The following is a 23,469-nucleotide window of genomic DNA, read 5'->3' on the forward strand; positions in this document are numbered from 1 at the left end:
ATGGACAGTAAACTGCTCGACTACTACAACCGTGAGCTTGCCTATCTGCGCGAAATGGGAGCGGAGTTTGCTGCCCATTACCCCAAAGTGGCGGGGCGATTGGGGATGCGCGGCATTGATGTCGCTGATCCTTATGTTGAACGGTTGATGGAGGGGTTCGCGTTTCTCACCTCCCGCGTGCAGCTGAAAATGGATGCAGAGTTCCCACGCTTCTCGCAGCGGCTGCTGGAAATGATTGCACCGGGTTATCTGGCACCCACACCTTCGATGGCGATAGCTCAGTTAACGCCGGACAGCCGTAAAGGGGATATCAGCAACGGCTTTCTGGTGCCACGCGGCACCATGATGGAAAGCCAGAGCCTGAAAAAATCCGGCGTCACCTGCAGCTACACCACGGCACACGACGTGATGCTCCATCCCTTACGCATCAGTGAGGTGTCACTGGGTGGCGTCCCGGGTGATATCCCGTTGGGTGAACTGAAACTCAGCGGACGTGGTGCCAGTAGCGCGTTACGGGTGCGTATCGAGTGCGAGGGGGTTTCCTCTCTCAGTCAGCTGAATCTCGATGATTTAATGCTATACCTCAGCGGGCCGGATATTCAGGCGCTGAAGTTACTGGAACTGCTGATGCAGCATCGGGTTGGCATCCTGCTGCAATCGGTGGAGGCCCAACCGCAGCGCCAGGTGCTGGCAGATAGTGCGCTGCAACAGCAGGGCTTTGCACCGGAGCAGGCATTGTTGCCGGACGATTTGCGCAATTTCGATGGCTATCGGCTGTTGCAGGAGTATTTTGCCTTCCCGGCGCGTTTTCAGTTTATCAGCCTGCACCAGCTGGCGTCGTATCTGGCGGGATGCCACAAAGCACAGGCATTCGACATCATCATTTTGCTCGATAAGGCCGACCCTGAGCTGGAAAGCGTGGTGGATCGCAGCCATCTGGCGCTGCACTGCACACCGGTGATTAATCTGTTTCCGAAAACGGCTGAGCGCCTGAAGGTCAGCGACAGTCAGCATGAATATCATCTGGTGGTGGACAATATCCGCCCGCTGGATTACGAGGTGTACTCGGTGCAGCGGCTGTTTGCGATGGTAGACGGGCAACGCGAGGAACAGGTTTTCCGCCCGTTCTGGAGCACTTTCAGCCCGGATAGCGGCGACTACGGCGCGTATTTTTCTTTGCGTCGTGAACAGCGCACCCTCTCGGAACATGCGCAACGTTACGGCACCCGCACCGGCTATATCGGTTCTGAAGTTTTTCTCTCACTGGTTGATGAACATCATTCGCCGTGGCGGGATGACATGCGTTTCTTCTCCGCTGAAGTGATGTGCACCAGCCGTGATTTACCGCTGATGTTGCTGCAACAGGAGCAGGGCAACTTCGTCATGCCGGACTCTATCCCGGTAAGCCAGCTGACGCTCTGCAAAGGGCCAACACCGCCGCGTCCGGCGCTGGCTGAAGGGTTATCCTCCTGGCGGCTGATTAGCCATCTGCAAATGAACTACCTCAGCCTGATGGACAGCGCTGACGGCGAAGGTGCTGCTGCATTGCGTCAGTTACTCAGCCTGTATGCGAATCTGGCTGAGGCACCGGTGGCCCGCCAGATTGAAGGTATCCGCCATTGCCAGCTGAAAGCAGTGCATCGTCGTGTCCCTGAGCCAGGGCCGGTGGTGTTTGCTCGCGGCGTGAGTATTGCGCTGGAGGTGGATGAGCAGGTGTTCTCCGGTGCCAGCCCATGGTTGTTTGGCAGCGTGCTGGAGCGAGTCTTCTCGCGGCTGGTGGCGCTCAACAGCTTTACCGAATTGACCCTGAGCAGCCAGCAACGGGGCGAAATTGGTTACTGGCCGCCACGTATGGGCCAGAAGGCACTGCTATGAGTGATGTCGCACAGGTTATTCCGCTGCAACGCGCCAGTCGTCTGCCTGATGATTTCTGGCAGGCGGTGATGGCTGCGCCCTGGCGCTACGATCTTTTCCAGCTGTTGCGCAGGCTGAATGCGCAGAGTGGTCAGCGTTATAGCCTGGGGCGTGCGCCACTGCCGAAGTTCGAAGCCGTCCGTCTCGGCCAGACGCCTTCACTGGCGTTTGCTCCGGCGACGCTGGCTAAAGTCAGCGAGCGCGAAGAGGATGGACGTCATGATGTCTCGATCTACAGTTTTGGCCTGTTTGGTCCAAATGGTCCGCTCCCGACGCATCTGACTGAATACGTGCGCGAGCGCATCAGCCATCATCAGGACCACAGCCTTTCAGCTTTTGCCGACCTGTTCCACCATCGTGCCACGCTGCTGTTTTATCGCGCCTGGGCTGATGCGCAGCCGACCGCCTCGCTGGATCGTGGTGACGATAAACGCTTTCAGGATTATCTGGCGTGTCTGGCGGGCATTGGTTTTCCGGCGCAACAGCAGGCCAGTTCGCTCAGCCTGCATGCCCGACTGATGCTGGTGGGCCATCTCAGCCGCCACGGACACGATGCAGAAGGTTTAGAACGCATTCTGCGCCTCTATTTTGGTGTGCCAGTGACGATGGAGCAAAACGTACCGCAATGGCTGACGCTGGATCACCGCGACCAGGCCCGACTCGGTGCCGGAAGGCAGATGCCCCGTCTGGGAGAGTCCGCCTTTCTTGGGATCGCGGTGCGTGATGTGCAGCATCGCTTCCGTCTGCGTTTTGGCCCACTTAGTGCTGAGCAATATGCGCATTTCCTGCCCGACGGGAAAGGGGCATGCGAGGTGCGCGACTGGGTGCGCCATTATCTCGGCATCGAAATGCAATGGGATCTCAGCCTGATTCTTGCGGCTGAAGATGTCAACGGCGTGACTTTAGGGGGTAATGCCCGTCTGGGTTATACCAGCTGGCTGGGACAGCCCGACCAGCCTGTCGATCGCGAAGATTTCGTTTTTGAGGTTGAGGCCGCTTCGCTCTAGCCCAACCCCTTTTCCCTGCCACATAGCCAGCTTCTTCATATTACAGGACCCGATATGTCTGAAATCAGCCGAGCCGTGTTATTCGGTAAACTGGACACGCTGTTATTTTCCTCGCTGGAAAGCGCCACCGCCTTTTGTAAGCTGCGTGGCAATCCCTATGTTGAACTGGTGCACTGGCTGCACCAGCTGATGCAGCAACAGGAGGGGGATTTACAGCAAGTCATCAGCCATTTTTCACTGGATGAAAACGCGCTGACGCGGGATATCGTGGCGGCGCTGGATCGCCTGCCGCGCGGTGCCAGTGCCGTCTCCGATCTTGCCGAACACATCGACAGCGCGGTAGAACGCGCCTGGGTTTACGCCTCGCTAAAATACGGTGCAACACGCATCCGTGGCGGTCATCTGCTGATCGGCATGCTGAAAACCTTCAACCTCGCCAGCGTGCTGAAAGGCATTTCATCGCAGTTTGCGCGTATTAATGCCGACATGCTGCTGGAGCAGTTTGACACCTTACTTAGCAACAGTAAGGAAGTGCAGCAGGCGCTGACGCAGCCAGATGTCTCCGCACCCGCGGCGGCCGGTACCAGCACCCTGGCGCAGTATGCGCAGGACCTCACCGCCCGGGCGCGCAGTGGCGCGATCGATCCGGTGACGGGGCGTGATGAAGAAATCCGCCAGATGGTGGATATCCTGATGCGTCGCCGCCAGAACAATCCGCTGCTGACCGGTGAAGCCGGTGTCGGGAAAACGGCGGTAGTTGAGGGGCTGGCGTTGCGTATTGCGGCAGGCGATGTCCCTGCACCGCTGCGCGATGTGCCGCTATGGCTACTGGACATTGGCATGCTACAGGCCGGTGCCGGGATGAAAGGCGAGTTTGAGGCGCGGCTCCAGGCGCTGATCAACGAGGTGCAATCCAGCCCGACGCCGATTGTGCTGTTTGTGGATGAGATCCATACGCTGGTCGGTGCGGGCGGTCAGCAGGGCACCGGCGACGCAGCAAACCTGCTGAAACCGGCGCTGGCTCGCGGGCAACTACGAACCATCGGTGCTACCACCTGGGCCGAATACAAAAAATATATTGAGAAAGACCCGGCGCTGACCCGCCGTTTCCAGACGGTGCAGGTACAGGAGCCGGATGAGGCGAAAGCCATCCAGATGCTGCGCAGTACCGTGAGTGCGCTGGAAAAACATCATCAGGTGTTGTTGCTGGATGAGGCGGTGAGTGCGGCGGTTAAGCTGTCCCATCGCTATATCCCGGCACGCCAGCTGCCGGATAAAGCTGTCGCACTGCTGGATACCGCCTGCGCACGTGTGGCGGTCAGCCAGGGGGCGCAGCCCGCCGCGCTGGAGGATTGCCTGCACCGGCTGGCGGCGCTCGATATCGAAGCGGAAATCGCGGATCGTGAGGCAAAAGTTGGGCTGGGTGCACCCGAGCGTCAGCAGGAAATTGCGGTGTTGTATGCTGAGCTGTCTGCCACCCGCGATGCGCTTACGGCTCGCTGGCAGCAGGAGCGGGAGCTTGTTAATCAATTGATCGCCTTGCGGGCACGTTGTGTCAGCGAGGGGGAGGCAATGCTGCGCAGTGAACTGGACGCCACACAGCAACAACTGCGCGCGCTTCAGGGGGAAGAACCGCTGCTGTTTGCCGCAGTGGATGCCAGCGTGGTTGCCGCCGTGGTCTCGGACTGGACAGGTATCCCACTGGGACGCATGGTGAAGAACGAAATCGATGCGGTACTGAATCTTGCAGATACTCTGAATCAGCGGGTGATTGGACAGCGCCATGGTCTGGATCTGATTGCCAGACGGGTACGTACCGCGCGCGCCCGGCTGGATAACCCGAATAAACCGGTGGGCGTGTTTATGCTGTGTGGTCCGTCGGGGGTAGGGAAAACCGAAACCGCCTTGGCGCTGGCGGAATCCCTGTATGGCGGTGAACAAAACGTCATCACCATCAATATGAGCGAATTCCAGGAAGCGCACACCGTCTCCACGTTAAAAGGTGCGCCACCGGGGTATGTCGGTTACGGCGAAGGTGGAGTCCTGACCGAAGCAGTGCGCCGCCGTCCTTACAGCGTGGTGCTGCTGGATGAAATCGAGAAGGCCCATCCCGATGTACACGAATTATTTTTCCAGGTGTTCGATAAAGGCTGGATGGAGGATGGCGAAGGACGCCATATCGATTTTCGTAACACCATCATCATTCTGACTTCCAATGTCGGTACGCAGCTGATCAGCGCGCTCTGTGCCGATCCGGAGCTGTTGCCCGAACCTGACACGCTGAGTACCGCACTGCGCAAACCGTTGCTGGAGGTTTTCCCTCCGGCATTGCTGGGACGCCTGCTGGTGGTGCCTTATTACCCGCTGAGTGATGCGATGCTGGCGGAGATCGTTCGCTTGCAGCTGACGCGCATTGTGCGTCGTCTGGCAGAGAATCATGGCATTGAGGCGGATATCGAAGACTCGGTCGTCAGCCAGATCGTGCAGCGTTGCACCGAAGTGGAATCCGGTGGCCGCATGGTCGATGCCATTCTCACCAATACCCTGTTGCCGCAAATGAGCCAGATGTTGCTCAGCGCCCATGCCCGTGATGAACGTTATCGCCGGGTACAGGTGCGCTGTGAGCAGGGCGAGTTTGTTTGCCAGTTTGATGTCTAAAGCCGTTCGTTATCAGAGAGTTTTCGTCTATGTCGGAACACGATAATCACCTCAATGTACCCAACGCATTACCGCTGGGTTACCGATTCAATGAGTTTGAAATTAAGGAAGTCATCGGCGGTGGCGGCTTTGGCATTGTCTATCGCGCCTGGGATCATCAGCTGGAACGTGACATCGCGATTAAAGAATTTATGCCTGCCTCGCTGGCGGTGCGCAGCGAAGGGCTGAATCTGGTACTGCGCAGCGAGCGTTTTAGCAAAACGTTCGCTGCGGGTTTGAACAGTTTTATCCAGGAAGCCAGGTTGCTGGCGCGTTTCAACCATCCTAACCTGCTGCATGTGCTGCGCTTCTGGGTACAAAACGACACGGCCTATATGGGCACTGTGTTTTACAGCGGTACCACGCTCTCCATCGTGCGTGCGCGCAATCCACAACAGATTGATGAAGCATGGATCCGTCGTCTGCTGCCACCCCTGCTGGGGGCAATTAAAACCATTCATGATGCGGGCTATCTGCATCGTGATATTTCGCTCGATAACATCCAGATCCAGAGTAACGGCGAACCGGTGCTGCTGGATTTCGGTTCGGCACGTAAGACCATCAGTAACCTGTCTGACGAAAGCGAAACAATGCTGCGTCCAGGTTATGCGCCGATTGAGCAGTACAGCGACAACGATGAAAGCGAGCAGGGGGCCTGGACAGATATCTACGCGCTGGGCGCAGTGCTGCATACGCTGATCACTGGCGCGCCACCGCCGGTAAGCGTGGTGCGTAGCATCGAAGATAACTACCAACCGCTGGCCCAGCGTCGTCCGGCAGGATTCTCCCCGGCGCTGCTCAACGCTGTCGATGCGGCTCTGGCGCTGAAAGCGGAAGACCGTCCGCAAAGTATCGATGCCTTCGCTGAACTGATGGCATTGCCGGAAAGCACCACAGAGATCCCGCTCGCCGCCAACGTCAGTGGGCCAGGGACCATGCTGGTACCGGTTGAGGAAGTAGAGGAAGACGCGGTACCTCTTTCGCCGGTTAAAGCCTTGCTGCGTCATCGTTTCGCGCTACCGGGATTGGTGGCGGCAGGTGTGGTGCTGGGGCTATGTGTTGGCCTGCTGGTGGCGGGTGGTGGGGATGATGATGTGCAGGCTCAGTCACAGCCTCAGCCGGAGTCTGCCCCGGTTGCTGTTGCCAGCGCGGCACCTGCGGTCCAGCAACAATCCTCTGCTCCAGCAGAACCACAACCGGCACCGCCGCCTGCGCCGGTCGCGCAGGTATATATCAGGTTACAGCCGGGTGAACAGGTGCAGGTGAATGGTAAACAACAGGCGCTGGTACCGGCTGCCAATGGCTTCGCCGCATTGCAACTTGCACCGGGTCATTACACATTCTCCATTCACAGCCAGCATGGCGCACGTGAACAGACGCTGACCATCGGTGATGAAGGCGTCTGGCTGCTCGATCCTCATAGCTAACTACAAGGGATTTGCTTATGTTTTCACGCATAACCGTTCAGCTGCCCATGGAGGGCTTGCTGTTCTGGAAACTCAACGGGTCTGAAGCCCTCTCGGAATCATTTGTTCTTGACGCGGAGCTGCTTTCCACCGATGCGCGCATCGATCGTCAGTCTCTGCTGGGAAAACCGGTCACCTTTACGCTACCGACAGAGCATCTGTTGAGTACGCGCTATATCAACGGCAAAATCACCCGCGTAGCGGTACGCAATGAAGAGCTGAACGGCACTCGCTACGCGGTCTATGTGTTGAAAGTGGAGCCGGACCTGTGGCCAATGAGGCGCGATCGTAACCTGCGTATCTTCCAGAGTCAGACGGTGCCGCAAATTGTGCAGACGCTGTTGAAGGAGTACAGCGTCAACGTGGAATCGCGACTCAGCAGCAGCTATCGGGTCTGGGACTATTGTGTGCAGTACCAGGAAAGCAGCTATGACTTCATCAGCCGTTTGATGGAACTGGAAGGTATTTACTACTGGTTCCGCCATGAGGCTGATAAGCACACCCTGGTACTGTGCGATGCAGCGGATCAGCATCAGCCGTTCAGTGGTTATGAAACCATCCCTTATCACGTTGCGCCGTCGGGCGGCAGCGTAACGGAAGAGGGCATCAGCCAGTGGTCCCTTGAGGAGAGCGTGACGCCGGGGATGTACAGCACCGACGATTATGACTTCCGCAAACCAAACGCCTGGATGTTGCAGGCGCGCCAGAATCCGGTAGCACCGAGTCCCGGCTCCGTGGATGTTTATGATTGGCCGGGGCACTTTGTGGATCACAGCCACGGCGAGTTTTACACCCGCATCCGCCAGGAAGTATGGGAGGTGGAGCACCACAGCATAAGCGGGGTGGGGACGGCGACGGGTATTGCACCGGGCTACACCTTCGGTCTGCTCAATGCGCCGCACTTCAGCGACAACGGCAAATATCTGACAGTAACAGCCGAATATTCTTTCGAGGAAAACAGCTACGCCAGCGGGGATGTGACCACCACGCACAACATTCGTTTTACTGTGCTTCCGGCATCCATCACTTACCGCACGCCGCCGCTCACGGCATGGCCGAAAACGCACGGTCCGCAGACGGCGAAGGTGGTGGGACCAAAAGGCGAATCGATCTGGACCGATCGCTATGGTCGCGTCAAGGTGAAGTTCCACTGGGACCGGCTGGCAAAAGGGGACGACACCAGCTCGTGCTGGGTGCGCGTTTCCAGCGCCTGGGCAGGACAGGGATTCGGCGGGGTACAAATCCCGCGCGTGGGTGATGAAGTAGTGGTGGATTTCATCAACGGCGATCCGGACCGCCCACTGATCATTGGTCGTGTTTATAACGAGGCGAGCATGCCACCGTGGGCGCTGCCAGCGGCGGCAACCCAGATGGGCTTCCTCAGCCGGACCAAAGACGGCACCGCAGATACCGCCAATGCGCTGCGCTTTGAGGACAAGGCAGGCGAGGAACAGCTGTGGATTCAGGCGCAAAAGAATATGGATACCAACGTCAAAAATGACGCCACCCATACTGTCGCCAAAAACCACAGCCACTACGTCGGCGTTAATGAGTTATATCGGGTTGAAACCAACCGTGTACACGGCGTGAAAGGTGGTGAAGAACTGCTGACCGGCAAAGGAAAAATCGATGCGGCGGTAGAAACTTATGTGCTGGGGTCAGGCACAAAATTGCGGCTGGAATGCGGTGAAAGTGCGATAGAACTGAACGCCAATGGGCAGATCAATATCGTCGGCAAAGGGTTTAATCTCTTCGTGCAGGGTGACGGAAATATCACCACATCGGGCGGCAAACTTAACCTGAATACCGCAGGTGCACAGCCCGGAACAGGTGCGCCGGGAAGTAGCCATAAGCAGAATATTACGGAGGCGGTGACGAATCTATTCCCGGCAAAAAAGGGGGGTAAGGGGGAAGTAAAATCAAACGTGGTCTTAAGCCAACCATCGGCTGCTGTTATACAAAAAGCTCAGGTGGCAAAAAGTAATAAACTTTCAGATAATATGATTCGTTCAATCATGAAATCTGAAGGAGTCTCAGGCGAGCAGGGAGGAATCCCTGAAGTATACGGGTTTCGTAGAGGTTTTGGGCCGGCTTATGATGAAGTGGTAGCTGCTAGAAAAAAATATGGTTTGGGGAGTGATGAGGAGTTTAAGGTGGTTGCAAAACACATGAATCAAGAAGCCAAACATGCTGGGGCTCTGAACTTTACCGATCCTGGAAAGAGGGCCGCTATAATTTCACTAACTCATATGAGAGGACGTGGGGGGGCGCAGGCTATACTTAATTCAATGAGCAGTGGCAATATTGTCAAATCTTCTAAGCTTACTAAACAATCCATTGATTATATTGAAAATATGACTCCATCTGATTTTCAGTCTGACCTCGTTAAAGCTCGCCTCAATTATGATAAAGTTATATATGGTTCGGGTACAACTACGAAAAATGGTGTTAAATATAACTGGTGGGAATACTATTCTAATGGGCTGAGTAAGCGTTATGTTAGAGAAGCAGCGGAATTCTCGAAGTTTTCAGGTGAATAAAAATGAAGTTAACTGTTAGGTTTTTTGTTTTTTTAATTTCTTTATTAATTTTTTTTGGTGTTGTCAGTCGCGCAAAAGCAGAGCAAGATTTTTCCAGTTATGAAACTCTTGAAACAGTTTCAAATATCTTTAGCGATGCAAAGGTAGTTTCTGGCTTGAAATTATTATTAGGGACAGATTATGCCATATTTAGTGAAAATTTTGATGTGTTTGGGCAACCACATAAGACAGATGAGGGGGGCATTTTTGTCGAAGGCTGGTTGAAGGACTTATACCTTGAGCAGGCGTCGGCATTTGTTATACAGCCTAATGGTAAGATTTATGTTGGCTGGATAGTTCCAAATGATAGTAAGGTAAATTATCGTAGTAATGATGATGCCACCACGGATATGCAAAAAGATATCAAAGTATGGTCAGTACGTTTTAAAAACACGGCTATTACTGATGATTATTCAGTAGTGGGTCGAGTTAACACGACAGATAGATACTTTGAAACTAAGAGATTTCGGGTGAAACTTACTGCATTATGTCCTCCCGATAATGAGAACTGTAATGATGTCGCCTATGAAGGAATCAGAAAATCGGATGGAGCCGTGCTCAGATTAACTGGAAAGGCGACTCGGAGTGAATGTAGGGAAAAAGTATGCCCAATCTTGAGCTATAAATTTCATAACCATGATGCTATTTATATTGTCAATGCTCTCATTAATAATCTATCAGTGATTGTAAACAATAAAATGGTGTTAAGTGAAGATGGGATATGGATGGACAAGCCATTGCTAAAATGAAATGGTTTCAAGGTGGTTAGTTAAAATGCTATCTGCCTTGAATAGAAAATTTTGATGTATGTATTGTACTGGAGGGTATCATATATAAATTCACTAAGAGAATCGATTTTTAATCTATGACTTAATTGTTTTATATGGGGGTTGTAATATTTCACAATTAACTATTCTTCCTGAGGTGTTAATTAAGATATGCTAATAGTGAGGCAGTCTTTAGCAAGGAGGTTTTTAATTTTTTTATTTGTAATGCTCTCGGTTCAGCCTGTATCTGTTTCATCTTCGGGAAATCTATCAGGTCAGTGGAGTGGCGTGATTAATAATGAAGACGGTTCTTCTTATTCAGTATTGACTCTTAAAATAAGACAGTCAGGTGATAGGTTGACCGGGGTTTATTGTTATGTTACGAGAGGTGGGAATAGAATTGACTGTCCGGATGAAGGTGAGAATAATCTTAGAGGTGATGTAGGAAATAGTAAAGCAATAATAGAGTTTGATTCAAGCTTTGGAGGGAGGAATGGCAAGGCTGAATTAACATTAAATGGTGAAAAACTTTTGTGGCATCTTATCAAAGAACCACAAAATGGTGATTTTTATGCTCCTGAAAATTATGAGTTAGATAGGCAGGATGTTAAAAAGATAGCGATGCAGAAAGCAAGGAGTTTTAAAACTCAATCTTTTATTATCATCCTTGTTAACAATTGTGGGGATTTTTTTGCTTCATGTTCTGATGTGAAATACTACGGAATGAGAAATAGTGACCAAAGACAAATTGTTCTCGCTGGACATACTATTGATAATTCTGCGTCAGGTAAAATTGACGGTATGTTATTTAAAAATGATAATATTGAATATTCAATTAATTTTGAACCGCTAAAGTTAAAAGTCTCTCAGGGAGCTAAAGTACTGGTTGAGCAGGATGGACATTGGGAGTGATTTTTTCACTTCCGATCTGTGCAGTCAGAGTTGGGCTGTTATTCAATATGCAATGCTGCCCTGATTTCAACAGAAGTAAAAAGATGCTTACAGGGAATCACCAGTCATTAAATTCAGATGTAAGTGGTTCTAATTATGATGATGGGTGTTTTTATATTTTCATTTCAGGGAGTGAGAAATGAGATTGTTAATATTTTTTCTTTTCATTCCGTTTATCGTGTCCGCTAATGATTCTTGCCAGAATTTAGATAAGAATGCGATTTCTCAGGGTGCTCGCTTTAGCAACACTCAAAACATCTACAGAGTAGGCGGCGAAGGTCGGTTGCAATTTTATTCTGCACCTGACAGAAAATGTTTAATTGACCATGTTTTTGTCATCCCGGGTGACTCACTCATCGCTTATATTGAATATGAAGATTTCTACCGGGTTATGTATTTTGCCCGGAACAATGAACAGATAAGTGGGTGGGTAGAAAAGAATCGGTTGAGAGAAACGCATCAGGGAATTGCACCTGATTATGACTTCCCATATCCAACAAAAATCAAACCGGTAGCGAAAGCTTCAGATGTTACCGTTATTCTTAATAAGCAACGCATTTCACTGAAAAATGGGATGAACAAGTAAGAAAAAGAGCTGGCACTCAAATTAGCGAGACTTTCATTGGAGATATACCAACTGGTGAAAACTATTACAAATACTACCAACATAATTATGATGGTTTTGAAGTTTACACGGCAAATATTTTTTGGCAGAAAGAGCATCGTGATATCGATAGTTATATCATCTCCCAGATCGTGCTTGATAAGCCAGGTTTTCTGACATCCCGAGGCATCTCGGTTGGTGATTCTCAGCGGATGGTGATTGAAAAGTATGACCAGGGTAAAGTGGATAATAGTGATAATCGGCACTGGCTTTACTACGATGGTGATGGAATACGCCTTTCTTTTCAGATCAGCAACGATAAAGTGAGTCGTATCATGTTGGTATTGAATCCTGATGAAAACGGTATCTGATATGCAAAGACATCCCGGCATCCCGGCATCCTTGCTAGTGTAATGATGTGTTTTTATATTTACCCTCACACAGCAGTGTCGGACGAAACAATAAAAAGCAATGAAGATTTCGCTATTTTAGTGGTGCATCAGGCAATCAGAGACCATCAGTTATCACCGTTACGTGACCAATGCCTGGCGTATAACCATGATGAAACCTCAGATAAAGATTTTTTATCGTAGATGTAAGAGAAGATAAGCGCTATGCCATTTGCGGTGGTGATCCAGAAACATCTGTCCATCTTTTTACCTTCAAAGTTAATCGAAAAGATCATTCGCTAATGACGGATGCGGATTCGAATAGTGGTAATTTTTACATTATTAAAAAATAAAATGTTATCTGCAATTCACACAAGGATGAGTAAATGAGATTTGATACGTATCTATGATTGGGGTATGTGTTTTTATTTCTCCCCACTCCGCAATCTTTCGAAACGCTGAATCGTACAGGCTAAGAATTAATCCAACCACTTTTAGCAACTCGCAGCGAAAATATGGCGAAACCTCTCGCCTCTACACCCCGATTTAAACCCCCAGAACGGATAACCAACATGCACTACCAATTCAATGAGGGCGCGTTTTCCCTGTTTCCGGCTGCCTGGCAGGATACCACCATGAATATCCTGCGTGATGAGGCCAGTGGCCTTGCGCTGATTGTCAGCCGTGGTCCTATCCCGGAAGGCAGCGACTTTGAACAGGAGTTTCAGCATCAATGGGACGCGCTGCGTCAGCAGATGGGGGAAATCCATCAGAGTACCTTTGCGCATGTCACCGCTGGCGCAGACCATGCCCTGCACGCCATTGAAGTGGAAACCGCTTATGAACGCAATGGTCAGGCACTATGGCAAAAGCAACTGGCCGCCGAAGTACCCGGAACCCGTACCCTGATGGTTTTTACCCTCTCCGCCCTTCGGCCCTTCAGCGAAGAGGATACTGGACGCTGGAACGCATTCCGGCAGAGCCTGGCGTTACATAACCCACGGAAAGCATAAGGCATGGATAACCGCGCAGCCCGGCAGGGCGATGAGATCATTCATTCCAGCATCCTGGCGGATATCACCAGCATCGTCGCGGAGGGCGTGACCTATGCGGCAATGGGGGCAATGGTCGCGGGGGCGGCCACCTTTGCCGGTCCGGTCCTTGGTATCGGGGCACTGACTGCGCTTGGCAGCAGCTGCCTGCTGAGCGGGATTGTGGCGGGTGTGGCCGCCAATGCCACCGGACTGAGCAGCAAAATCAGCGCAGGCGCGGACGAAATCGGCAACTTTCTGTTCCCGCCATCCCCGTCCGGGGTGATCATCAGTGGCTCAGACGATGTGATCATCAACGGCCTCGCCGCTGCACGTGCTGCCGGGACCCTGACGTCCGGCGATACCCCCGCGCCGGAACCGCAGTCCCCCGCCAGCTTTGCCGATTACGGCGGTATGCTGCTGGCGGCGGCAGAGCAGTTCGGCAGCGCCATGTGGCAGCCCGGTGTGGCGTCTGCCGCTGCGGGTACCTCGCCGCTGATGCAGGACAAAGTGCTGTGTGAAAAGCACAGCGGCCCACAGTTTCTGGCGGAAGGCTCCAAAAGCGTCTTTATCAACGGCCAGCCTGCCGTGCGGGCCAAAGACCGCACCACCTGCGAAGCCACCATCAGCGATGACGTCTCGCCTGATGTCATCATCGGCGGTGAGACGCTGACGGTACGCGATATCAAAAGCGGCAAACAACCCGGTCTGGCGCTGGCAATGATCGGGCTTTCGCTGATCCGTGGTCGTCCGTCGCAGATCCTGAAAAATATGCCCTGTGCGCTGGCGATGGCCGGCGGCGGTATGCTGGCGGACATGGCGATCAACGCCGTGTTCTCTTCACTTCATCCGGTGCACGCCGCCACGGGCGTTAAAGTCCTGAACGACGACGCCGAGCGCGACTTCGTCCTGCCGGGACACTTCCCACTGCGCTGGCAGCGCAGCTACAACAGCCTGACGCAGCGCGCCGGACTGTTTGGCACCGGCTGGGCCACGGTGTTTGACAGCTACCTGATGCTGGAAGGGGAACAGGCTACCTGGTTCGATGACTCCGGCCGCGAGCTGACGTTTACTCTGCCCGGAGATCAGGCGGTGCTTTACAGCATCAGCGAAGGGCTGATGATCCGCCGGAATGCGCAGGGTGATATCGCCATTGCCGACGATGATGGTGCCGTCTGGCGGTTGTACAAACCGACGGCGGCAGACCCGCAGCAGCTGCGGCTGGCTTCACTGAGCGATGAGTATGGTAACGCGCTGGAAACGGGGTGGGATGCGCAGGGGCGTCTGGTGCGCATCCACGATGAGCCGCTGGCGATTGATGTGGCGCTGCATTATGACGATCCACGTCATCCGCAGCGGGTCACCTCGGCACATCACTTTGATGGTGAACGGCACTGGCCGCTGATGCGCTGGACATATGATGCACAGGGGCAGCTGGCTGACGTCACCGATGCGGCGGGCGTGGTCACCCGTCGGTTCCGCTACAACGCAGACGGGTTGATGGTCTGGCATCAGCTGGCGGGCGGTGCGGAAAATGAATATCGCTGGGAAAAGTTCGACCACTGGCGCGTGGTGGAAACCCGCAGCAGCAGCGGTGACGGCTGCCGCATGCATTACGATCTGTCCGCCGGGATCACTCGTGTCTCAACCTATGATGGACAGCAGCGGGAACACCACTGGAATGCACAGGGCCTGATAACCTGTTTTATCGATGAGCGCGGCGAAAAATGGCGCTATGAGTGGAATGAACACGAGCTACTGACGCGGCGTATTGACCCGCTCGGCTATGCGGTGAGCTTTACCTATGATGACTACGGTAACCGCGTGGAGGAACAGGATGCGGACGGCGGCGCACAGGCGGTGCAGTGGCTGCCACATCGCGCATTGCCGGTGGCGGTCACCGCGCCGGGCGGCAGCGTGACGCAGTATTTTTACGACAGCCATCACGGGCTGGAACGGGTGGTGGATGCGCTGGGTCAGAGCACGTTTTACCGGCGTGATGAATACGGGCTGGTGACGGAGGAGCAGGACGCGGCGGGTAATATTTACCACCGGGGTTATAACGATGCCGGGCAGGTGATCCGCGAGACGGACTGTTCGGGGCGGACCACGCGTTACCGCTACCATGCGCGGGGCTGGCTTAGCTGTGTCATCACCCCGGACGGTGAAGAGACGCACTATGAATACGATGCCGCCGGTCGCCCGCAACGACTGGAGCGCGCGGAAGGCTGGGAAGAAAACCTGAGCTGGAACGAAGAAGGATTACCTGTTGCCTGGCACGCCGCCGACGGCCAGCGTAGCCTGTTTCGCTATGATGACCAGGGACGCCTGATCGCCACGCGCAACGCGCAGGGCGAGGAAGTGCAGCGCAGCTGGGACAGCCGCAGCCGCATGACGGCGCTGACCAATGAAAACGGCGAAAGTTATCACTTTGAGTGGGGGGCGGACTCGCTGCTGCTGGCTGAGATTGGCCTGGATGGCGTGGCGACGCGTTATGAGTACGATGCGGCGGGGCAGACGCGCTCGCGTACTTTTGCCGCCGGGCACCCGGCTGCCATCACGCACCGGTTCAGCTGGAGTCCGGCGGGGCAGCTGGTGGACCGTACCACCCCGGAAGGCCAGACGCGCTACCGCTACACGCCGGAGGGGCTGCTGGCCCGCATCACCCGGCATCTGCCGCTGTCGGACACGGCCTGGAGCCGCGAGGCGGAGCAGGAAATCACCTTCCGCTACGATGCGCTGGGGCGGGTGACGGAGGAACAGGGCGGACAGGGGCGTCTGACATGGCAGTATGATGCGCTGGGCAACTGCACCGCGCTGACGCTGCCGGACGGACGTCAGCTGAAGCAGCTGTACTACGGCAGCGGGCATCTGCTGAGCATCGCGCTGGACAGCCTGACGGTGAGCGAATTCACCCGCGACACGCTGCACCGGGAGCTGAGCCGCAGCCAGGGCGGGCTGACGACGCGTACTGAGTATGACCGCCTGGGCCGTCTGGTGAAAAAGGATGTGTTTAACGGCGATGCGCAGCGTCCGGCCCCGCGCTGCTGGTCACGCCGTCGCGATTTTGACTACCGCAACAACCTTATCCGCGAAGAACGGGACGACAACCCGTTCAGCCAGACGCTGTGGCAGTATGACAGCGCGGGCCGCCTGCTGGGGCAGGAGGGTGTGCAGCCGGGGAATGGTCAGTGGCGCTGGGACGCGGCGGGGAATCCGCTGGAGCGCCATGCCGGTGCGGTGCCGCATAACCGGGTGACGCAGCTGAACGGCATCCGCTGGCAGTATGACGTGCATGGCCGCACCACGGAGAAGGACAACGGGCAGGTGCGCTGGCGCTACCGTTACGACGGTGAACATCGTCTGACGGAGGTACTGAGCGAACCGTACGACCGCAACCGGCCACCAGTGCGGGTGAGTTTTCAGTATGACCCGCTGGGCCGCCGTATCAGCAAAACGCGGCAGCCGCTGGTGCAGGGCAGGCCGGTCGGGAAGGCGGTGACCACGCGCTTCGTCTGGGAAGGGTTCCGCCTGTTGCAGGAGATTCAGGATGACGTGCCGCTGACGTATGTGTACAGCGGGGCGCAGAGCTTTGAGCCGCTGGCGCGTATCGACGGCACGGAGAACCCGGAAATATTCTGGTTCCACTGTGCAGCAAACGGCATGCCGGAGCGGCTGACGGACCGTGAAGGGCGCATCAGCTGGGAAGGGGTGAACGGTGCGTGGGGCAAACTGCTGCGTGAGTCGTCCCTCCAGACCCCCGGTTTCGCACAGAACCTGCGGATGCAGGGCCAGTACCTGGACCGGGAAACAGGACTGCACTACAATCTGTTCCGGTATTACGATCCGGACAGCGGACGGTTTACGCAGCAGGACCCGATAGGGCTGGCGGGGGGGATTAACCTCTATCAGTATGCACCGAATGCGCTGGGGTGGGTGGATCCATTAGGGCTTAGCAAATGCTCACCAGATAGAGAATTTTGGAAAGATAACCCTATTGATTTTAAAGGTAATAAGGTTTATCAACGCGATGATTTGTTTGATCCAAACCTCATGACAACTTGGCGTGACAAAGGAAAAGTATTCAAAGGGACAAATATTGAACGGATGGCAACTGGTCGTGCTCCTGTTGGATATGATGGTAAAGCAGTTAACTTGCATCATATGCTTCAGTCTCAGGATGGGCCAATTGCAGAAATGAGTCAGACATTCCATAAAGTTAATCATGGAATTATTCATATTAATCCAAATACGATTCCTTCAGGAATAAATAGAACCGTATTTAATGCCTGGCGTGAAGATTACTGGGCTTTCAGAGCGAGCGAATATCAATGAACAGGAATGAACTAATTAAATTGATCGATAATCATGAAGATGTTTGTAACTTCGGAACCTCAGAAGATGCTCCATCTGTGGAGTGGATCCAGAAAACCGAGAAAGCTTTGGGTGTTCAGTTACCAGATGATTACAAATGGTTTCTGAATACTTATGGTGGTGGTGAAATTAGTGGTGAAGAGATCTATAGTATTTATTGCGTGCCTTTTGATGAGGCCATTGGTGGCGATATTACCTATCAGAATATCATCTCCACAAATAATATCTCATTGGGGAAGATTGTTTTATCTAATACGGATTTCGGTGAGGAGTTTTATTTTAAAATAGATGGTAGTAATCAAGTCTACCTTGAATTGGGTAATAAAAATGAACTGTATGCACAAAATTTTATTGAATATATAGAGAAAAGAATAAAAGCTTATCTTTGATAAAAAGCCGGAGGCGAATCAGTGATTCCTCCGGCTTTTTATTTTAGCCGCCTACCGTCAGGGTAAGACAACCCGCCTCCACCCGGACGGTAACCGCCTGACCGGTCTCAAACCCCGCTTCAGCCAGCCACTTGCCCGCGATACTGACCTGCGGCGTGCTGCGGTCACCGCCCTTTGGGCGATAGCCCACAATGCAGCGCCGTTCCGTTTTGGAACTCTTCTGTTCTGCCTTACCATCGTGGCCAGCCATGATAACTACCTTACCTGGTTGTTATGGTCAGTGGCGGTGGGACGCAGCGGGAAACCCGCTGGAGCGCCATGCCGGTGCGGTGTCGCACAACCGGGTGACGCAGCTGAACGGCATCCGCTGGCAGTATGACGTGCATGGCCGCACCACGGAGAAGGACAACGGGCAGGTGCGCTGGCGCTACCGTTACGACGGTGAACATCGTCTGACGGAGGTACTGAGCGAACCGTACGACCGCAACCGGCCACCAGTGCGGGTGAGTTTTCAGTATGACCCGCTGGGCCGCCGCATCAGCAAAACGCGGCAGCCGCTGGTGCAGGGGAGGCCGGTCGGGAAGGCGGTGACCACGCGCTTCGTCTGGGAAGGGTTCCGCCTGTTGCAGGAGATTCAGGATGACGTGCCGCTGACTTATGTATACAGCGGGGCGCAGAGCTTTGAACCGCTGGCGCGTATCGACGGCACGGAGAACCCGGAAATATTCTGGTTCCACTGTGCAGCAAACGGCATGCCGGAGCGGCTGACGGACCGTGAAGGGCGCATCAGCTGGGAAGGGGTGAACGGTGCGTGGGGCAAACTGCTGCGTGAGTCGTCCCTCCAGACCCCCGGTTTCGCGCAGAACCTGCGGATGCAGGGCCAGTACCTGGACCGGGAAACAGGACTGCACTACAATCTGTTCCGGTATTACGATCCGGACAGCGGACGGTTTACGCAGCAGGACCCGATAGGACTGGCAGGGGGGCTGAACCTGCATGCGTATGCGCCGAATGCGTTCAGCTGGATAGATCCGCTGGGGTTGAATAGATGTAGTAGCAAAGAGGCTAATGCTTATTCCACAGCCTATGAAATGAAACTTGCTAAAACATCTTATCCTGGCGTCTCACGCGGCCGACATTTCCAGGAAGCAAACGAATCTTTATTAAAAGCAATGGAGTCAGATAAGACCTTTGCTAATAATATGAAAGAGTTGGGTATTAATCTGGAACGCACACCTACAGGGCTGGCTCCGAGAAAACCACCGGAAGGCTGGACTTGGCACCACGAACTTGATGAAGGATCTATGCGATTAGTTCCTCGTTCTCAGCACACTCCAGGAAGTGAGTTCTGGAAAGTATTACATCCTGATGGTTACGGCGGATATGCCCTATGGGGGAAATGAGATGACCTTGAATGATGTTATAAAACAGCTGGATAGCTTAGACGATGAAAATACTATCTATGTGAAGAAGCCATGGAGTCCTGACTCAGAGGCCATTGTTGCAACAGAACCTGATGAGGGGGGCGTGCCGGATGAAGCAGCAAAAATAAATGCAGAATATTTTTTAGAGATATTCTTGGCTAATGAGTTTTTAGAAGGTTGGTTATCAAATCTGGATCAGGAACCGTCAGTTAAAGATCAGTGTCTGCGCTTGATCAAATATGCTGAAAATGATGCCTGATGCCTAAATAAGCCGGAAGCGATCTGAATGATCCTTCCGGCTTTTTTACTTCAGCCGCCCGCCGTCAGGGTGAGACAACCCGCCTCCACCCTGACGGTGACCGGCTGGCCGGTCTCAAACCCCGCCTCAACCAGCCATTTTTCCGCGATGCTCATCTGCGGCATATCACCATCGGGCGCTAGTCAACGATAATGCGCCACTGCTTTTTGGATATTCCCCGTACTGACTTAGATCGTGCTCAGCCATAATCAACTCCTCCGTAGTTGCCTGTGGTTAGCGGTTAAAGCGGGGATGCAGCGTACGCGGGGCAAAAGTGCGCGTCGGGGTCTGCGTGTTAACGGGCGGCTGAATGCGGAAAAGGCCGCCCATGAAAAGATAATGACATCAGCAGGTTAACCCCGCTAAAGAGTATGACGGCACCGGAATCGTCCCTATGACCCGATAGGGCTGGCGGGGGGGCTGAACCTGTATGCGTATACGCCGAATGCGCTGGGGTGGGTGGATCCGTGGGGATTGAGTAGATGTAATATCCACTATGGCGAGTTGGACCACTTGGGACGCCCAACGGGTGTCAGCGCAAGATTGAATGCAAGTGATATAAATAAAGGCACTCATGCAAATCCGGCCATTCAGCCACCAAGGTTTATAACTGGAGCAGGTTCCAACCGCGCGCGTGGACATTTGCTGGGAAGGCAATTAGGGGGATCTGGTGATGATGTACGAAATCTTGTTACCATCCAGCATCGCCCAGTAAATACTCCTGATATGAGTAGTGTTATAGGACGTATAAGGAAGGCATTGGAACGTGGATAGACAGTTGATGTGGCTGTAACGCCAATTTATAAAGGCCCTTCAAGAATCCCGGCAGGGATTACGATTAATGCTGAAGGTAGTGGTGGCTTCTTTGAAAGCTTGACTCTTCTTAACCCTCCTGGAATGTAATAGTATGACAATATCTCATTTGAAAAATATTCTAATTCCTCCTCATTCACAAAACGAAAATGGTGCAGGAGAAACATGGCCTTTGATTGATGGTCAAATCACATTCCCCACGGATTATATTGAATTCATTGAGTCCTACGGTACTGGAAGAATAGCTGATTTCATTGCGATTCTAAATCCGTTTACAAAAAACGAAGACATTAACTTTTTTGAGCAAAAAAAATTAATATTAGAAGATTTTAATTATCTAATTAATGAAGATTCAAGTTATTATAAGTATAACTTATATCCGAATAAGGGAGGGCTTTTACCAGTAGGTATTACTGATAATGGTGATTACTTGTTTTGGGTAGTATTTGACGCTGAAAAAAGTGATGAGTGGGGGACGGCCATAATTGCGTCAAGATCACCTGATGTTGAATATTTCAATGAAAAAATTACATCGTTATTATTAGGGGTTTTAGATAAAAAAATAAAGCCAGCTTCTTTTCCTGATGCATTTCCTTATAAGAAAATCACATTTGATAAAATATAATTTAATTAATAAAATCAGAAATAGATTCGATGCATTTCTGGTTTTATTTAATGTTTTTTTTAAGGTTAGGTGGCAATCATCCAATCGAGAGAAAGCTACTCAGGTGATTGAATAGAATAATGCACTCTGAAATAAGATAAAAATGCATATATGAATCTTGATGAACAAGTAGTTAATGCTATCTTCAAAGAGTTATTTGAAGATAACTCAGAGCGTTATAAGCAGTCTCTAAGCAAACCAGTAAATAATGATACTGATACCTATGGTAAAGCAAGAAATGCTCTGGCTAATTTAAGTCTGGCAGAAAGGAAATATATATTTAAATTTATTGATCTCGCGATCGCTGATAGCGCTTCGGTAATATTAGGTACTCTGGATGGGTCTCATTACTCTGATAATATTGATGGTGATTTTATTGTGACCTATAAAGATGATGAAATTCAGGGAAGTCTGCAAGATATATTTATAGAAAAAGCTGAAAATAAAGGTATATATAAATAAGTCGGAGGCGATCTTGACGATCCTTCCGGCTTTCTATTTTAGTCATCCACTGAGGTGTTTTGGCCATGACAGAATATAGTCACGAACAATTAATTTTAGATTCCTTAGCACCAAAGGTGTTACGGCAATACGTTGATTTTAATAATGTTAGAAATTTATTTTTGACAAAAAAGGATAGACAAAGGGCATTTGAAGAAATAGATATTCATATTGAAAATGTTAGAAAGAATGGAGGCTATATTATAGGCTATTCATCGCTCATTAATAGTCTTAAAGCAAGTGTCAATAAGGATATCTATATATTAAGTGGCTACGATGATAAATATGGATTTGATTTATACCTTGATGAATCAAAAACTAATGTTTTAGGTGTTTCAATAGTAAAGATTAGAATTAAAAGTGAAGAGGAATTAATATGGGAAAAGGAAGGATTAGGTATTAGGCACCCATGATTTAAAGCCGGGAATGATCTGACTGATCTTATCATTTTTTTAATTGTATATATTATTTGTAGTGGTTAAAAAATTTAATCAATGAGATTATCTCAAAAATCAATTAATAGAATCAGTAATATTAACTGGTTTGCAAATGTTGGGGTAATGCAAAATATCCCTGATATAATCGTTGAAAATAGCCTTTCAGAGGCAGCTTTAAAACTATCTGAGTCTCAGTGGGAAGATACAACACTTGAAGCATCAAACAGCATTTCTGCTTTCGTTTCAGTTAATTTTCCAAAGCTATTTGATGACTGGAACATAGTAGCGCAAGAAGCAAGGTTATTTTTTGATGCTAAAATTACCTCATCTATTCCTTCCATAAATGGTATTGATAATAATCTGCTGATTCACTGTGTCAGTTGGGATATTACGCATTATTTTATTGAGGATTATTACAAAGAGTGTTTGCGTGGTGATTTATTCTTTAACAGGCTTGTTTCTGTATATGAGTCCGGTCATCTACCCTGTGGTTGGAATGGCAAGTGGCCTTCAGGGAAATTGATAATCTATTGATCTTTTGACTGGAGGATGATTTTTTAGTAACTTTGATCGGGAAGTAACTTCCTAATTCACCGGGTGAATTTTATCGAGTTATCGATTTAATTTTTAAAACGAGATAACATATGCTTATTCTTCATGGTTTTGATGAGTTACTAGAGAAATGTCATGAATTACCAGATGTTGGTTGGATATATGTTGAGGCGTCTTTTGACTTAGAGTCAAGAGATGATATAAAAAGTGGAAAATACTACTTAGCTGAGAATGAAGACGAAGAGATGGGCTTTGAGGAAAGCTTTGGCACTTTTTTAGAAGCACCAATTTTTAAGGATGTTATCGAAAATAAATTAAATCATAACCCTGGATCATCCAAAGATGATCTATTGGATGCAGTTGTTTATTATCTTGAGAAAGATGATTTCTTAGATTGATAAATAAAATAAATATGGATTATAAGGTTATTTCTGGTTTAATTATCTGCTTCCGTATGCTCACGGCATATAATATTCTGGATGCCATTTTTCTATTTAAAAGCTACAACCTAATCAGAATTTATTGGGTAAGAAGCCATCTTACTGACTATTACAACATTGATTAAATGATAGAAAATCATATGAAATTACCATCACCCTTACGTGGGAGTCG

General features: G+C 51.2%; 19 protein-coding genes and 2 pseudogenes. 19 read left to right on the forward strand and 2 right to left on the reverse strand.

Annotated features, from left to right (window positions below; genetic code table 11):
• The 11 genes from tssF to PW844_RS05890 all read left to right on the forward strand — a co-directional run bounded on the left by tssF (position 1) and on the right by PW844_RS05890 (position 18,168).
• Positions 1-1,875, forward strand: coding sequence for a type VI secretion system baseplate subunit TssF (gene tssF, locus PW844_RS05840; RefSeq protein ID WP_299449442.1), 1,875 nt, complete (start codon positions 1-3; stop codon positions 1,873-1,875).
• Entirely contained in the window at positions 1,872-2,921 is a 1,050-nt protein-coding gene (tssG, locus tag PW844_RS05845) for a type VI secretion system baseplate subunit TssG (protein ID WP_299449444.1), read from the forward strand. Before tssF ends, tssG begins: the two co-directional genes overlap by 4 nt.
• 54 nt (positions 2,922-2,975) lie before the next feature.
• Complete coding sequence (gene tssH / locus PW844_RS05850; RefSeq protein ID WP_299449447.1) at positions 2,976-5,579, forward strand: type VI secretion system ATPase TssH; 2,604 nt, start codon at positions 2,976-2,978, stop codon at positions 5,577-5,579.
• Positions 5,580-5,608: 29 nt separating this feature from the next.
• Positions 5,609-7,045 (forward strand): serine/threonine-protein kinase, encoded by a 1,437-nt coding sequence (locus PW844_RS05855; protein WP_299449449.1) that lies wholly within the window; start codon positions 5,609-5,611, stop codon positions 7,043-7,045.
• A 17-nt stretch (positions 7,046-7,062) separates the two neighbouring features.
• Positions 7,063-9,624 (forward strand): type VI secretion system Vgr family protein, encoded by a 2,562-nt coding sequence (locus PW844_RS05860; RefSeq protein ID WP_299449452.1) that lies wholly within the window; start codon positions 7,063-7,065, stop codon positions 9,622-9,624.
• A 2-nt stretch (positions 9,625-9,626) separates the two neighbouring features.
• Complete coding sequence (locus PW844_RS05865) at positions 9,627-10,412, forward strand: hypothetical protein (protein ID WP_299449454.1); 786 nt, start codon at positions 9,627-9,629, stop codon at positions 10,410-10,412.
• A 306-nt stretch (positions 10,413-10,718) separates the two neighbouring features.
• Positions 10,719-11,342, forward strand: coding sequence for a hypothetical protein (locus PW844_RS05870; protein ID WP_299449456.1), 624 nt, complete (start codon positions 10,719-10,721; stop codon positions 11,340-11,342).
• Between the two features lie 178 nt (positions 11,343-11,520).
• On the forward strand, positions 11,521-11,967 hold the full coding sequence (locus PW844_RS05875; protein ID WP_299449458.1) for a hypothetical protein: 447 nt from the start codon (positions 11,521-11,523) through the stop codon (positions 11,965-11,967).
• Positions 11,968-12,946: 979 nt separating this feature from the next.
• Positions 12,947-13,387, forward strand: coding sequence for a DcrB-related protein (locus PW844_RS05880; RefSeq protein ID WP_299449460.1), 441 nt, complete (start codon positions 12,947-12,949; stop codon positions 13,385-13,387).
• A 3-nt stretch (positions 13,388-13,390) separates the two neighbouring features.
• The gene (locus tag PW844_RS05885) at positions 13,391-17,740 is read left to right on the forward strand and encodes an RHS repeat-associated core domain-containing protein (protein ID WP_299449462.1); all 4,350 of its coding nucleotides are present in this window, start codon (positions 13,391-13,393) and stop codon (positions 17,738-17,740) included.
• A gap of 20 nt (positions 17,741-17,760) precedes the next feature.
• Positions 17,761-18,168 carry an SMI1/KNR4 family protein gene (locus tag PW844_RS05890; protein ID WP_299449464.1) on the forward strand — a complete coding sequence of 136 codons (408 nt, stop codon included), beginning with the start codon at positions 17,761-17,763 and terminating at the stop codon, positions 18,166-18,168.
• Positions 18,169-18,226: 58 nt separating this feature from the next.
• Here PW844_RS05890 and PW844_RS05895 read toward each other — a convergent pair.
• Positions 18,227-18,418, reverse strand: a pseudogene (locus PW844_RS05895) (SymE family type I addiction module toxin); the annotation flags it as partial.
• Between the two features lie 28 nt (positions 18,419-18,446).
• Here PW844_RS05895 and PW844_RS05900 point away from each other — a divergent pair.
• Together PW844_RS05900 and PW844_RS05905 are read left to right on the forward strand one after the other, a co-directional pair.
• A pseudogene (locus PW844_RS05900) lies at positions 18,447-19,571 on the forward strand (RHS repeat-associated core domain-containing protein); the annotation flags it as partial.
• A 1-nt stretch (position 19,572) separates the two neighbouring features.
• A complete protein-coding gene (locus tag PW844_RS05905; RefSeq protein ID WP_299449466.1) occupies positions 19,573-19,851 on the forward strand; it encodes a hypothetical protein in 279 nt (92 codons plus the stop codon).
• Between the two features lie 50 nt (positions 19,852-19,901).
• On the opposite strand, the gene PW844_RS05910 is transcribed toward PW844_RS05905, so the two are convergent.
• A complete protein-coding gene (locus tag PW844_RS05910) occupies positions 19,902-20,006 on the reverse strand; it encodes a SymE family type I addiction module toxin (protein WP_299449467.1) in 105 nt (34 codons plus the stop codon).
• Positions 20,007-20,349: 343 nt separating this feature from the next.
• Here PW844_RS05910 and PW844_RS05915 point away from each other — a divergent pair, with 343 nt between their 5' ends.
• From PW844_RS05915 to PW844_RS05940, 6 genes are all read left to right on the forward strand, one after another.
• Positions 20,350-20,664, forward strand: a complete 315-nt coding sequence (locus PW844_RS05915) for a DNA/RNA non-specific endonuclease (RefSeq protein ID WP_299449469.1) — start codon at positions 20,350-20,352, stop codon at positions 20,662-20,664.
• A 133-nt stretch (positions 20,665-20,797) separates the two neighbouring features.
• On the forward strand, positions 20,798-21,328 hold the full coding sequence (locus tag PW844_RS05920; RefSeq protein ID WP_299449471.1) for an SMI1/KNR4 family protein: 531 nt from the start codon (positions 20,798-20,800) through the stop codon (positions 21,326-21,328).
• A 150-nt stretch (positions 21,329-21,478) separates the two neighbouring features.
• On the forward strand, positions 21,479-21,829 hold the full coding sequence (locus tag PW844_RS05925) for a hypothetical protein (protein WP_299449474.1): 351 nt from the start codon (positions 21,479-21,481) through the stop codon (positions 21,827-21,829).
• Between the two features lie 65 nt (positions 21,830-21,894).
• Positions 21,895-22,281 carry a hypothetical protein gene (locus PW844_RS05930; RefSeq protein WP_299449476.1) on the forward strand — a complete coding sequence of 129 codons (387 nt, stop codon included), beginning with the start codon at positions 21,895-21,897 and terminating at the stop codon, positions 22,279-22,281.
• Between the two features lie 81 nt (positions 22,282-22,362).
• Positions 22,363-22,839 (forward strand): hypothetical protein, encoded by a 477-nt coding sequence (locus tag PW844_RS05935; protein WP_299449477.1) that lies wholly within the window; start codon positions 22,363-22,365, stop codon positions 22,837-22,839.
• 110 nt (positions 22,840-22,949) lie between these two features.
• Positions 22,950-23,255, forward strand: coding sequence for a hypothetical protein (locus tag PW844_RS05940; RefSeq protein ID WP_299449478.1), 306 nt, complete (start codon positions 22,950-22,952; stop codon positions 23,253-23,255).
• Positions 23,256-23,469 lie beyond the last annotated feature (214 nt).

This window comes from Pantoea sp., from assembly GCF_028283705.1.
Taxonomy (GTDB): domain Bacteria; phylum Pseudomonadota; class Gammaproteobacteria; order Enterobacterales; family Enterobacteriaceae; genus Pantoea.

Coding starts and splice junctions, on each gene's coding strand:
- PW844_RS05910 (WP_299449467.1), bottom strand. CDS start 20,006: ATGAGCATCGCGGAAAAATGGCTGGTTGAGGCGGGGTTTGAGACCGGC.
- tssG (WP_299449444.1), top strand. CDS start 1,872: ATGAGTGATGTCGCACAGGTTATTCCGCTGCAACGCGCCAGTCGTCTG.
- tssF (WP_299449442.1), top strand. CDS start 1: ATGGACAGTAAACTGCTCGACTACTACAACCGTGAGCTTGCCTATCTG.
- PW844_RS05925 (WP_299449474.1), top strand. CDS start 21,479: ATGAATCTTGATGAACAAGTAGTTAATGCTATCTTCAAAGAGTTATTT.
- PW844_RS05885 (WP_299449462.1), top strand. CDS start 13,391: ATGGATAACCGCGCAGCCCGGCAGGGCGATGAGATCATTCATTCCAGC.
- tssH (WP_299449447.1), top strand. CDS start 2,976: ATGTCTGAAATCAGCCGAGCCGTGTTATTCGGTAAACTGGACACGCTG.
- PW844_RS05880 (WP_299449460.1), top strand. CDS start 12,947: ATGCACTACCAATTCAATGAGGGCGCGTTTTCCCTGTTTCCGGCTGCC.
- PW844_RS05935 (WP_299449477.1), top strand. CDS start 22,363: ATGAGATTATCTCAAAAATCAATTAATAGAATCAGTAATATTAACTGG.
- PW844_RS05875 (WP_299449458.1), top strand. CDS start 11,521: ATGAGATTGTTAATATTTTTTCTTTTCATTCCGTTTATCGTGTCCGCT.
- PW844_RS05855 (WP_299449449.1), top strand. CDS start 5,609: ATGTCGGAACACGATAATCACCTCAATGTACCCAACGCATTACCGCTG.
- PW844_RS05920 (WP_299449471.1), top strand. CDS start 20,798: ATGACAATATCTCATTTGAAAAATATTCTAATTCCTCCTCATTCACAA.
- PW844_RS05930 (WP_299449476.1), top strand. CDS start 21,895: ATGACAGAATATAGTCACGAACAATTAATTTTAGATTCCTTAGCACCA.
- PW844_RS05860 (WP_299449452.1), top strand. CDS start 7,063: ATGTTTTCACGCATAACCGTTCAGCTGCCCATGGAGGGCTTGCTGTTC.
- PW844_RS05940 (WP_299449478.1), top strand. CDS start 22,950: ATGCTTATTCTTCATGGTTTTGATGAGTTACTAGAGAAATGTCATGAA.
- PW844_RS05865 (WP_299449454.1), top strand. CDS start 9,627: ATGAAGTTAACTGTTAGGTTTTTTGTTTTTTTAATTTCTTTATTAATT.
- PW844_RS05905 (WP_299449466.1), top strand. CDS start 19,573: ATGACCTTGAATGATGTTATAAAACAGCTGGATAGCTTAGACGATGAA.